General features: G+C 57.8%; 8 protein-coding genes and 1 pseudogene. 4 read left to right on the forward strand and 5 right to left on the reverse strand.

Going from position 1 to position 12,410, the window contains the following annotated elements; all coding sequences use genetic code 11:
* Positions 1-201: 201 nt before the first annotated feature.
* Positions 202-1,218, reverse strand: coding sequence for a helix-turn-helix transcriptional regulator (locus tag DPA2511_RS03495; protein ID WP_404821611.1), 1,017 nt, complete (start codon positions 1,216-1,218; stop codon positions 202-204).
* 168 nt (positions 1,219-1,386) lie between these two features.
* Here DPA2511_RS03495 and DPA2511_RS03500 point away from each other — a divergent pair, with 168 nt between their 5' ends.
* The 4 genes and pseudogenes from DPA2511_RS03500 (at position 1,387) to yacL (ending at position 8,160) form a co-directional block, all read left to right on the forward strand.
* On the forward strand, positions 1,387-3,738 hold the full coding sequence (locus DPA2511_RS03500) for a TonB-dependent siderophore receptor (RefSeq protein WP_012764310.1): 2,352 nt from the start codon (positions 1,387-1,389) through the stop codon (positions 3,736-3,738).
* Between the two features lie 73 nt (positions 3,739-3,811).
* Positions 3,812-4,666: an alpha/beta hydrolase gene (locus DPA2511_RS03505; protein ID WP_012764311.1), complete on the forward strand. Its 855-nt coding sequence runs from the start codon at positions 3,812-3,814 to the stop codon at positions 4,664-4,666.
* 421 nt (positions 4,667-5,087) lie between these two features.
* Positions 5,088-7,686: pseudogene (gene acnB / locus DPA2511_RS20960) on the forward strand (bifunctional aconitate hydratase 2/2-methylisocitrate dehydratase).
* Positions 7,687-7,797: 111 nt separating this feature from the next.
* Complete coding sequence (gene yacL, locus DPA2511_RS03515) at positions 7,798-8,160, forward strand: protein YacL (protein ID WP_012764313.1); 363 nt, start codon at positions 7,798-7,800, stop codon at positions 8,158-8,160.
* 90 nt (positions 8,161-8,250) lie between these two features.
* Here the strand turns inward: yacL and DPA2511_RS03520 are convergent, their stop codons facing one another.
* The 4 genes from DPA2511_RS03520 to DPA2511_RS03540 all read right to left on the reverse strand — a co-directional run bounded on the left by DPA2511_RS03520 (position 8,251) and on the right by DPA2511_RS03540 (position 12,368).
* Positions 8,251-8,934 (reverse strand): SDR family NAD(P)-dependent oxidoreductase, encoded by a 684-nt coding sequence (locus DPA2511_RS03520; protein ID WP_012764314.1) that lies wholly within the window; start codon positions 8,932-8,934, stop codon positions 8,251-8,253.
* A complete protein-coding gene (locus tag DPA2511_RS03525; protein WP_012764315.1) occupies positions 8,931-9,416 on the reverse strand; it encodes a YhcH/YjgK/YiaL family protein in 486 nt (161 codons plus the stop codon). The genes DPA2511_RS03520 and DPA2511_RS03525 overlap by 4 nt, the downstream gene beginning before the upstream one ends.
* A 348-nt stretch (positions 9,417-9,764) precedes the next feature.
* Positions 9,765-10,946, reverse strand: a complete 1,182-nt coding sequence (locus DPA2511_RS03535) for a sialidase family protein (protein ID WP_012764317.1) — start codon at positions 10,944-10,946, stop codon at positions 9,765-9,767.
* A gap of 6 nt (positions 10,947-10,952) precedes the next feature.
* A complete protein-coding gene (locus tag DPA2511_RS03540) occupies positions 10,953-12,368 on the reverse strand; it encodes a sodium:solute symporter family protein (RefSeq protein ID WP_012764318.1) in 1,416 nt (471 codons plus the stop codon).
* Between the last annotated feature and the right edge of the window lie 42 nt (positions 12,369-12,410).

The following is a 12,410-nucleotide window of genomic DNA, read 5'->3' on the forward strand; positions in this document are numbered from 1 at the left end:
GTGAATGACGCGCAAAACCTAGCGATTTTTCATTGCGCCTACTCGTATCCGTCATCGTTCACGTCGCCGGCGTGTTGCCCGCCCTGCTATAAGCTCCCGAGGTACGTGCAGGGTTGCTGCGTCAGCAGGGGCGCGATGATCCTACTTCCTGAGGGAACAGCGTAGTGCATTGTTTCGCGTGATAGCGTTTGCGCCGCCGCTCTAATTATGGGAGGTATAAACGCCGTTTTTCAGCTGCGTCGGCGTCAGCCCATAAACGCGCCGCAGGGCGGTGGCGAAATTGGCCGGGCTGGTGTAACCGGCGAGGCTGGCGGCCTGGGCGATCCCCACGCCTTCCCGCTGTAGCGCCAGCACGGCGCGTTGCAGGCGGCAGTTGCGCAGATACTCAAATACCGTCATGTCAAAGGTGTGGCGGAAGTGGCGCTGTAGTGAGCTTTCACTCATGTTGGCGCTGCTGGCGATATCGGCGATGGAAAGATGATCGGCGGCGCCGCTTTCCAGCATGTCCTTCACTTGTTGCATCCGTTGACGGTGGTGCAGCGGTACGCCAGATGCTGTCTTATCGATGGAGGCTTGTTCGGCGAGTGAACCGAGCGCTTCAATAATCAATGTCATGCACTGAGTTTCCAGATACAGACGTTGCAACGGCGTTTGACAAGGGCCGGCGTTGAGGAGCTGCCAGGCGGCGGCCAGCGCCTGACGCGACGGCATCCAGCGGTGAACGGCGAGGTGGGTTTGGGTGAAGTGGTAGATGGCCCGCCAGTCGTCGACGCTATCCATCAGATTGCCGTACAACCATTCACGGCTAAACGTCAGCGAAACGGTACGCTCGTAGTCGTCGCGTTTGCCATAGCGGCGAAATAACGTAGGTTCGGTCAGCGACGTCAGCAAGGCCGGGTAGCGTTTGCCCAGATGCAGACGCTGTTCGCCATAGCTGATATGCGCATTGCCGTTGACGACCACCGCCAGTTTTAGCGCACCGTTCAATGTGGTCTGGGTTTGCATGTTGTGCAGGTTGATGACATCGGCGGTGTGCAGGATCAAATCGCGGTGCAGCGGCGTGACATCGAAATGGCCGAACAATAACGGCGTATCGTCAATCACCTGAGGGCTGAGAACGCGGTAGTGATTAGCGATCAGGCTGGACATCCGCATAATCTGATGCTTGTAAATGGATGCTGACGTCGAAACAGGATTACGCACGGCTTTCCCCCTCATGCTCTCTGGTGATTTCGGGCGATTTTGCCGCTTTCGCAAAGCAATTTGCGGTTTATACAAACCCCGCCCCGGCAAACAAATGTAACAATGATTGCGCTTTAATGGTAATGCAAATACTTCTCAGTAGCACCTTTGGCTGCTGGCTTTCATTGATACAGGGCGACTTTGATGATGACACGACGACCACGCCACTATCTGGCGACGCTGATCGGGCTAAGTTGTGCGGCTTTCCCGAGCCTGAATTGGGCGGCAGCGACAGACGCCACCGCGACAACAGTGACCAATAACACTGCGGCCGGCACCCCCTTAACCAGCACCACTTCTTCCAATCCGGCATCGACCAACGATGCCGGCCAGACGCAGGGCGATACGATGGTGGTGACGGCGGCGGAACAGACGCGCCAGGCGCCGGGCGTCTCGGTGATGACCGCTGAGGATATTGCCAAACGCGCACCCACCAACGATCTGTCCGAGATCATCCGTACCCAGCCGGGGGTGAACCTGACCGGCAATTCCACCAGCGGGCAGCGCGGCAATAACCGCCAAATCGACATTCGCGGCATGGGGCCGGAGAATACCCTGATTTTGGTAGACGGTAAGCCGATATCCAGCCGCAACGCCGTGCGCTACGGCTGGCGGGGCGAACGCGATACCCGCGGCGACACCAACTGGGTGCCGAGCGACATGGTGGAACGCATTGAAGTGCTGCGCGGCCCGGCGGCGGCGCGCTACGGCTCCGGCGCCATGGGCGGGGTGATTAATATCATTACCAAACAGCCGACCCAGGCGTGGCACGGTAGTTGGAATACTTACTTCAATGTTCCGGTTCACAAAGCGGAGGGCGCTACCAAGCGTACCGATTTCAGCTTGTCCGGCGGCTTGAGCGATAGCCTGAGCCTGCGGCTGTACGGCAACCTCAACAAGACGCAGGCGGATGCCGCCGATATCAACGAGCCGTATAAATCGGCGCGTACCGGCAGTTATGCCAGTTCGGTACCGGCCGGGCGCGAAGGGGTGCGCAATAAAGATATCAACGGCGTGCTGCGCTGGGATATCACCAGGCAACAGTCGCTGGAGTTTGAAATGGGGAGCAGTCGCCAGGGCAATATCTATGCCGGCGACACCCAGAATACCAACAGCAACAGCTATGTGAGCAGCAACTACGGGAAAGAAACCAACCGCATGTACCGGCAGAACTACGCCGTGACCCACCGTGGTTTCTGGGACAGCGGCGTCAGCTCCACGTCTTATCTGCAATACGAGCGTACTCAGAACACCCGTATCAGCGAAGGGCTGGCGGGCGGCACCGAGGGGATCTTCTCCTCCGCCGACGACTACACCACCATCAAGCTGGATGCCCTGACCGCCCACAGCGAAGTGAATATCCCGTTTGACGCCTATTTCAACCAAACCGTCACACTGGGCGTGGAGGCGTCGGGTCAGCGCATGACAGATCCGAGTTCTTCCTCTTATGACATCTCGTCCACGGGCGCCATTGCGGGGTATAGCAGCAAAAACCGCAGCGGCGATATCAATGCCCATACCTTCTCGGTGTTCGCTGAAGACAATGTCGAGCTGACGCAAAGCACCATGCTGACGCCGGCGCTGCGCTTTGACTACCATTCGCTGGCAGGCAGCAAGGTCAGCCCTGGGCTGAACCTGTCGCAAGGGTTAGGGGATGATGTCACTCTGAAAATGGGGATTGCCCAGGCTTACAAAGCGCCCAATCTGTACCAGGTTAACCCCAACTACCTGCTCTACAGCCGGGGACAGGGTTGCTATCTGGTCAATGGCGCCAGCAATAACTGCTACCTGATCGGTAATGAGGATCTTAAGGCAGAAACCAGCGTCAACAAGGAGATCGGTCTGGAGTTCAAACGCTATGGTTATCAGGCTGGGGTGACTTACTTCCGTAACGATTACCGCAACAAGATCGAATCCGGGTTGACGCCGGTGGGGACTACCACCGACGGCAAAACCTACGTTTACCGTTGGGAGAATATTCCCCGCGCGGTGGTCGAAGGGCTGGAAGGGACTCTGAACGTACCGGTATCGGAGAGTGTGACATGGCACAACAACATTACCTACATGCTGCGTTCGAAGAATAAGAGTACCGGCGATATTCTGTCCGTCACGCCGGCGTTCACGCTGAATTCCACGCTGAGCTGGCAGGCGACGGACGATCTGTCGTTGCAATCGACCTTGACCTGGTATGGTCGCCAGAAGCCGAAAAAATATAACTATCGCGGTATGGCCGCTTCGGGCGACGAGCTGAATGAACTCAGCCCGTATGCAGTAGTGGGAACCCGCGCCACCTATACCATCAACAAGAACGTCAGCGTAACCGGCGGGGTGAGCAATCTGTTCGATAAACGCCAGTTCCGCCGTGGTAACGCATCGGCCGGTTGTACTGTCGCATCCAACGGCAGTTGCAGCGCCATTACCATCGCCGGTGCCGGGGCTGCGACTTACAATGAACCGGGCCGAACCTTTTATATGAGTATTAACACCCACTTCTAACCATCAACCATGAAACGGCCGGCCTATCGATGCCGGCCGATGCCATTCATGAGCTATCAGTGAGCATGTCGATATGTCCTTATTCGCCAACACCCAGGATGAGACTTTTACGTCAGCAACCTGTGGCCACTACCGTTTGCTGACTGCCTGGCCGGACGGCCCGGAGCCTGAACAGGGCTGGCCGGTGATGTACCTGCTGGACGGTGCGCGCTACTTTGCGACGGCGGTATCGCTGTTGGCGGCGATGCGTGAACCGCGTTGCGGCATGACGCCGGGCGTGATTGTGGCGGTGGATTACCCTGGCCAGACCCGGCGCGATCGGGATTACCGCCCGTCGGTGGCGCACCTGATCCTGGAACGTGATCCTTCGGGTGGGCTTCGTGCTCCCGGCGCAGAGGGGAATGCCGCCGGTTTTCGTCATTTTTTGCTGGAAGAACTCGTGCCTGTCATCCACCAACGCTATCGCATCGACAGCCGACGCCAGGCCTTATTCGGCCACTCTTACGGTGGACTATTCACTGTGGATACGCTGTTTGAACAGCCAAGTCGCTTTCAGCATTTTTATGCGTCCAGCCCGTCGGTATGGTGGCACGGCGGTTATCTGGCCCGGCAAGCCGAGTGGTTTATTGCACATATGGAGGAACAGCCGTTGGCGCGGTCAGTCAGCCTGATGTTATCCGTCGGTGAATATGAGCAATCGCTGGAAGCATGGGAGTTACAACGACTTCCTGAGGAACGGCAACATTGGCTGCGTCAGCACCGTGCTCAGCGGCGCATGGTGGACGGCATTAGGGAATTGGCGGCACAACTGCACCTGAAGATTCCGCAGCTTACGGTGGCTCAGCGTATCTACGCCGAACAATCGCACATGTCGGCGTCGTTTCCCGCGTTGTTACATGCCTTGCGTCATCACTTTCAGCAGCGATAACACCTGTCTGGTGTCGGGAAACGATGCCGCCGTCATCAGACGATTCACATCGGTTTTTCTTTCATAGACCTTACCGTTTATGTGGGTGGCGCAGTGGTCGATGTGGCGGCTAACTGCTATGCTGGCCTAAACGGTATCTTGTTGCTTTTCGTGCCATTGGCGCCTGTTTCGCAACCGGATCCGGCATGAGTCGAGACGCCCGGATTTATGCTTCTGAACGCAGGAATACCTGTGCCGGCGCCCACTTATAAATGTTGCTTTAATGTAAACAAATTAACAGTCGGTTCAAATCCTGATATGCTCGTCACGCTGGACCGGGCACTCTGAACCTTACATCCACTGGCTGGGATCAGGCATGGACATCATGAGCCGGTAATATGAGCGCCGGGCATAATTAGACAATGAGAGCGAGGAGAATGTCGTGCTAGAAGAATATCGCAAGCACGTAGCCGAGCGGGCTGCACAAGGGATCGTCCCCAAGCCGTTGGATGCTGCACAAATGGCGGCGCTGGTGGAGTTACTGAAAAATCCGCCCGCAGGCGAAGAAGCGTTTTTGGTGGATCTGTTAGTCAATCGCGTGCCGCCGGGTGTTGATGAGGCCGCTTACGTCAAGGCTGGTTTCCTGGCCGCCGTCGCAAAAGGCGACGCCGTTTCCCCCCTGGTTTCGTCGGAACGAGCCGTCGAACTGCTCGGCACCATGCAAGGGGGGTACAACATCCATCCCCTGATTGATGCGCTGGACAACCCCGCGCTGGCGCCTATCGCCGCCAAGGCCCTGTCCCATACCCTGCTGATGTTCGATAACTTCTACGACGTGGAAGAAAAAGCCAAAGCCGGCAATGTTCATGCTCAGCAGGTTATTCAGTCCTGGGCCGATGCCGGTTGGTTCCTGTCCCGTCCGAAGCTGGCGGAAAAAATTACTGTCACCGTGTTCAAAGTCACCGGCGAAACCAATACCGACGATCTGTCGCCGGCCCCAGACGCTTGGTCGCGTCCCGATATTCCGCTGCATGCGCTGGCGATGCTGAAAAATGCCCGTGAAGGCATCGAGCCGGATCAACCCGGCGCGGTCGGCCCGATCAAACAGATTGAAGCGCTGAATCAGAAAGGGTTCCCGCTGGCCTATGTCGGCGATGTCGTCGGCACCGGTTCTTCACGTAAATCCGCCACCAACTCGGTGCTGTGGTTTATGGGCGAAGATATCCCGAACGTGCCGAACAAACGCGCAGGCAGCGTGGTGTTGGGCGGCAAAATCGCGCCGATTTTCTTCAATACCATGGAAGACGCCGGTGCGCTGCCGGTCGAGGTGGACGTCACCAAACTGAACATGGGCGATGTGATTGATGTTTACCCGTATCAAGGTGAAGTGCGTCATCACGATACCAACGAATTGTTGGCCAGCTTCGAACTGAAAACCGACGTACTGCTGGACGAAGTGCGTGCCGGCGGCCGTATCCCGCTGATTATCGGCCGCGGCCTGACGTCCAAAGCGCGTGAATCGCTGGGGCTGCCGCCGAGCGAGGTCTTCCGTCAGGCGAAAGATGTGGCGGAAAGCGGCCGCGGTTTCTCGCTGGCACAGAAGATGGTCGGCCGTGCTTGCGGCGTTGCGGGCATTCGCCCCGGCGCTTACTGCGAACCGAAGATGACGTCGGTCGGCTCCCAGGACACCACCGGGCCGATGACTCGCGACGAACTGAAAGACCTGGCTTGTCTGGGTTTTTCCGCCGATTTGGTGATGCAGTCATTCTGCCACACCGCAGCCTATCCGAAGCCGGTGGATGTTAACACCCACCACACGCTGCCGGATTTCATCATGAACCGTGGCGGTGTGTCGCTGCGCCCGGGCGACGGCGTGATCCACTCGTGGCTGAACCGCATGCTACTGCCGGATACCGTGGGCACCGGCGGTGATTCCCATACCCGTTTCCCTATCGGGATTTCCTTCCCGGCCGGTTCCGGTCTGGTGGCCTTCGCCGCCGCCACCGGGGTGATGCCGCTGGACATGCCGGAGTCGGTGTTGGTGCGCTTTAAAGGCCAAATGCAGCCGGGGATCACCCTGCGTGACTTGGTGCACGCCATTCCGCTGTATGCCATCAGGCAAGGGCTGCTGACTGTGGAGAAGAAGGGTAAAAAGAACATCTTCTCCGGTCGTATTCTGGAAATCGAAGGGCTGCCGAATCTGAAGGTGGAACAGGCGTTTGAGCTGACCGACGCTTCGGCGGAGCGCTCTGCAGCAGGTTGTACCATCAAGCTGGATAAGGCGCCGATCATTGAATATCTGAATTCGAACATCGTGCTGCTGAAGTGGATGATTGCCGAAGGCTACGGCGACCGTCGCACGCTGGAGCGCCGGGTTCAGGGGATGGAAAAATGGCTGGCGGATCCGCAATTGCTGGAAGCGGATGCGGATGCAGAATACGCCGCCGTGATCGATATCGATCTGAACGAGATTAAAGAACCTATTCTGTGTGCACCGAACGATCCGGACGATGCGCGGCTGTTGTCGGATGTGCAGGGGGCGAAGATAGACGAAGTGTTTATCGGCTCATGTATGACCAACATCGGCCACTTCCGTGCGGCGGGCAAGCTGCTGGATCAGCATAAAGGCCAGTTGCCAACCCGTCTGTGGGTGGCGCCGCCGACCAAGATGGACGCGGCACAGTTGACGGAAGAAGGCTACTACAGCGTGTTCGGCAAGAGCGGCGCGCGGATAGAAATCCCAGGTTGCTCGTTGTGCATGGGTAATCAGGCGCGGGTCGCGGACGGCGCGACGGTGGTATCGACGTCGACACGTAATTTCCCGAACCGGCTGGGAACGGGGGCAAACGTGTATCTGGCATCGGCGGAGCTGGCGGCGGTCGCCTCGCTGCTGGGCAAGCTGCCGACGCCGGAAGAGTACCAGCGCTTTATGGCGCAGGTGGATAAGACGGCGGAAGATACTTACCGCTATCTGAACTTTGACCACCTGGCAACCGTATACCGAGAAAGCGGATAAGGTGATCTTCCAGACCGCTGTCTAAGCCGTTATAGTTTGCCGCAATAAACAGGAAGGGAGGCCGTTGAGCCTCCCTTTTTTACGGCCGGCAAACAGTGCCGGCATTCAGCGTGGATGCAGCAACAGGAGTCACGCCATGGACTATGAATTTTTGCGCGATGTGACCGGACAGGTCATAGTACGAATGTCGATGGGACATGAAGCTGTAGGTCACTGGTTGAATGAAGAAGTGAAGGGGCAGGAAGCTGTGCTGGACGAGATCGAGGCCGCGGTGCGTGATCTCGCGGGCAGCGAACGTCAGTGGGAGCGCCACGGGCATGAATACACGCTATTGCTGGACAGCGAGGAAGTCATGGTGCGCGCCAATCAACTGGATTTTTCCATGGATGAAATGGAAGAAGGTATGAGCTACTACGACGAGGAAAGCCTATCGCTGTGCGGTCTGGACGATTTTCTCGATCTGTTGGTCAAGTACCGGGAATTTGTGCAGAAACCCTGATTTAACTCGGCGCTCCTGCGTTGTGTGGTCGCGTGATATCAGCGCCTCCCTGCGCTGAGTCTCGCTTTTGTATCCCGATGGTCGGGTGGTTTACAGCGAAGCACCGCCGCAAATCACCAATTGCTGGCCGGTAATGGCCGCGGCGGATGGCGACAGCAGATAAGCCACCAGATCCGCCACTTCCTGCGGTTGAATAAAGCGTCCGATCGGCGGCATTTTCGGCGGCGAACTTTGACGTCCCGGCTGATTCAGCATTGGCGTTTCCGTCGCGCCGGGCGCCACGAGATTCACGGTGATGCCGCGCGGCGCCAGTTCGGCCGCCCAGCTGCGCACCATACCGATCATGGCGGATTTCGTCGCGACGTATTGGCTGCGTCCGGCGGCGCCGCTGGATGTCCGGCTGCCTAATAAAATGATGCGTCCGCCCTGCGGTAATTTATCCACCAGGCGATCCGCCAGCACTTCCGCCACCTGAATATGCAGGCGCCACAGTTGTTCGCTGTCGCCGTAACTCAGCTTTCCCAACGGCGCCGCCTTCATGATACCCGCTGCATGGATGACTGCATCGACGGCGGGCAGGCTATCCAGCAAGGTGGTCAACGCCGGAATATCGGTCACGTCCAGCGCATGGTGCTCGAACGCGGCATGGGTGTGCGGCCCACGCTGGCGGGACAGCCCGACGACCTGCCAGCCTGCCTGCAACAGGGTATCGGCGATGGCCGCGCCGATACCGGAACTGCTGCCGGTGATCAGCACACGTTTCTGATGGCTCATGACGCCGGGTTCCTTTCCTGTTCCAGCAGGGCTACCGGCACCTTGAACACCGCTTTCTTGACCGGCGCAGGCACATCGTCGATGGCACACAATGCTTGATGCGGTTCACCGGGGTAGAAGGTCACGAAATCTCCGGCGGAGAGCCGGATGGCATGGGGGACGTCCGGTTGATCGAGAATGAACAGATCCGGTTTGCGCTCGGTGGCGGGGCGATCGCCCGCATCCTGCAGGTCATAGCCCATGATTTCTTCGCCGGCCAGAATCAGCTGGATGTCCAGATAACGGCGATGGAATTCGGTGTGCCGTTCTTTGCGCGGCGCGGTGGATACGGTACCGATGGAGTAAAACCAGTCGGCGCCTTCCGGCTGGTATTTCCCTTCCGGCAGCGCGTTTAGCGTTTCCAGCGTCATTCCGGAGAGGATGTTCCACAGCGAAGCTGGCAATGTCGCCAGCGACAGATGATTCAGATTGCCTGCGATCATGGTGTGTTCCTGTTGTTGGAAAGTGGTTCTGTATTGAATGTGTTCTACCTGAGAGCGTTGGGGTGCTGACGATAAGGTAGATTCTCCCATGCTTCCCCTGAGACGCGGGTTTGCACGTTGATATGCGCTTTTATGTCCCCGGCTGCAGGCGCCATCACGCGATGACTCATTTTTATCCATGTGCCGGTTCGCGGCAGGTGGGGCGGGATGGGTGAACCTCATCCTTGAGGTTCGTGCCGGCGAGCCAGCAAGTCGACATTGCTGATGACGGACTCACTGGCTAACACCTGTTTGCAATGCACATCATGCAGGTTGATCAATCACCACCCTCCTGCTCTGCAAGGCGCGTTAACCTTTTACCCACGCTTCGCTGACGCAAACGTATTTGATTGCCTGGCGGAAGTAGGTGAAGGCCATGTGCAGTTTGTCATCCGGCCCCTGCTTGATGCTGGGGTAGGAGAACTCGCGGTTCAGCTTCTCTGTCGAGTTATTGGTCATGCAGTAGCCATCGCCAATTTCGACGTTACGCTGCCACGGCCAGCTACGGCCGCCGTCTTCAGAAATGGCGACGGTCATCGGCGCACGCGGCGCGCCCCAGAAGGCGCTACGCTCGCTGGTGATTTCCGGCATGACTGCATTCTGGCCCTCATCCTCTTCATCTTCGATTTCGTCATACAGCGAAACCCGACGTTCGGTGGCGCCGTCAGCATTCATGTGGTTGAACACCAGCGCCAGATGGCCATTGCGCAGCGTCGTGACCTGAATCGACGAGTTATTGTTAGGCAGATCGGTCGCGACCGGATCGGACCAGCTTTCCCCGCCGTCGGTGGAGCGGCTCAGGTAGATGGCGTCGGCCCAACGGCTGCGGTAGAGCGCCAGCAGAGTGCCGTCCTGCAACAGCGTGATGTTCATGTGCACGCAGCCGGTGCTGTTCGGCACAACGGATTCCCGCCAGGTTTTGCCCTGATCGCTGGAGATTTTCACCGCACTGATATCATCGTTGCCGACCCATTTTTCGCCCGGGCGAGTACGGCAGTAAAACACCGGCAGTAACCAGTTGCCGTTGGGCAACACGGTGATCGGCTGGCGGATAAAGGTTCCAGGCTGTTCCAGCAGCACGCCGATGTCGCCCCAGGTGTGGCCCAGATCGGTGGACTGGCGATAGCGCACGATGGCGGTATCCTGGTTCCCTGATTTCTGGGCGGTATACAGCAGCCACAGCACGCCGTCCGGCGCGAGGAACAGCACCGGGTTTTGCTCGGAACGGGTCGGATCCTCGGAGAGTTTTTCCGCCGGCGTCCATTGCTGGCTGCCTTGCGGCAGCCGTGACATATAGATGGAAATATCCGCCACCCCTTCCTGGGTGCCGCCGAACCAAACGCACAGCAAGTCGCCGTTCGGCAGATGGAGCAGGTTGGCGGCATGGTTCTGCGGGCATTCCGAAGGAATATAGGCCTCGATCCGCTGATTGTCGCCTTCTGCCTGGTGCACAATACCGCTGCGTTCAACGGTAACGGTTTCAGTTGTCATCTCTGTTTATACTCCTGAGTTTTCAACGGGCTGCTTGGCCTGTTCTTTCGCTTTTTTGTTGGGGATCAGACGATCCAGCACCATCACGATTGCCGGGGTCAGCAAGGCAACGTACATGTTGTCGATGCCGAACGGGTTGCCCATCACATACCAGACGGAGGTTGCGACGCAGGACAGAATCAGACCGGCGTTAACCCCGCGGGAGCTGCTGAAGAACGGCAGATAGAAGGCGACCATCGCCACGACGGAAATCGACAGACGGATGGCGCGGGTGAAGAAGGAGAGCTTCAACACTTCCGGCACCAGCAGTACGAATACCAGCGGCAGGAAACCGATGATCAGCGAGAACACGCGGGTCATCTTGAACTCTTTTTCCTGCGTCGGTTTGAAATAAGGGACATAGAAGTCTTTCACGATCAGCGAGGCGATCGCCAATGCCACGGTACTGACGCTGATGAAAATAGACGCTACCAGCGAGGTGGTCACTACGCCGGCCAGCCACGGGTTCATATCCTGCAGGAAGATGGGCAACGCATACAGGCTCTTGATTTCCGGGTGGACGAATTTGGCGGCCACACCGATGATCGCAATCGCCAGCGCGATCGGCATACAGAACAAGAAGGCGATCCAGGTGGCGCGTTTAGCGGATTTTTCATCCTTGGTAGACGCAATGGCCTGGATGACGAACTGGGTACAGAAGATGGAGCCGATGGTGCCGATCAGCCATGCGCCGATGGTGCTGGCGCCGATGTTGCCATCCCAGGTCCAGTAGAATTCCGGCATCTTCTCGACCATCGGCGTGATGCCGCCGGTCATTTTCAGCGCAACATACAGAATGATCATCACGCCGACATATTTCAGGCCGCTGTGGATCAGCGTGACGTAGGCGACGCCTTTGATGCCGCCAAAGTAGAAATAGAAGGTACTGACGATGGCGGTGATCAGCGCCGCCACCGGCAGGTTCACTTTCAGTACGGTGGAGATCGCCGCCGCGCCGCTGACGTAGTTACCCACGTTTACCAGCAGCAGTGCGTAGATCATGATGATCGAGATAATGTTTTTGGTGGTGTTGCCGTAACGTTCGGCGATCGCGCCGGAGATGGTGATCTTCCCGGTGTTGTAGATCTTTTTCACCAGCACGATGCCGAACAGCAGGAAGCCGATGGCGGCGCCGATGACCGACCAGGATGCCGCGATACCGCTTTCAAACGCTGCCTGCGAGGTGCCGACGGTGGATTTGGCGCCGATGAATTCGGTCATCAGCAGGATACCGACGATAAACGCCGGCAGCGAACGGGAGCCTTCCATAAATTCCGAGTTGGAGCGGCTGCGTAGCCGCAGCGTCAGCAAGGAGGTAAAGGCAATATAGAGCACAATTATCCCAACGATGATAAGTGTGTCTGTCAGATCAAAATGGTTCATGGGTTTCGATCCTGTAGGGTAAAGGTAATGGTGTTTTATGTG

The organism is Musicola paradisiaca NCPPB 2511, assembly GCF_000400505.1.
Classification (GTDB): domain Bacteria; phylum Pseudomonadota; class Gammaproteobacteria; order Enterobacterales; family Enterobacteriaceae; genus Musicola; species Musicola paradisiaca.

Bases quoted from the DNA above. Each gene is read 5' to 3' on its own strand.
- DPA2511_RS03520 (WP_012764314.1), bottom strand. From the start codon at position 8,934: ATGAGCCATCAGAAACGTGTGCTGATCACCGGCAGCAGTTCCGGTATC.
- DPA2511_RS03535 (WP_012764317.1), bottom strand. From the start codon at position 10,946: ATGACAACTGAAACCGTTACCGTTGAACGCAGCGGTATTGTGCACCAG.
- DPA2511_RS03495 (WP_404821611.1), bottom strand. From the start codon at position 1,218: ATGAGGGGGAAAGCCGTGCGTAATCCTGTTTCGACGTCAGCATCCATT.
- DPA2511_RS03540 (WP_012764318.1), bottom strand. From the start codon at position 12,368: ATGAACCATTTTGATCTGACAGACACACTTATCATCGTTGGGATAATT.
- DPA2511_RS03525 (WP_012764315.1), bottom strand. From the start codon at position 9,416: ATGATCGCAGGCAATCTGAATCATCTGTCGCTGGCGACATTGCCAGCT.
- yacL (WP_012764313.1), top strand. From the start codon at position 7,798: ATGGACTATGAATTTTTGCGCGATGTGACCGGACAGGTCATAGTACGA.
- DPA2511_RS03505 (WP_012764311.1), top strand. From the start codon at position 3,812: ATGTCCTTATTCGCCAACACCCAGGATGAGACTTTTACGTCAGCAACC.
- DPA2511_RS03500 (WP_012764310.1), top strand. From the start codon at position 1,387: ATGATGACACGACGACCACGCCACTATCTGGCGACGCTGATCGGGCTA.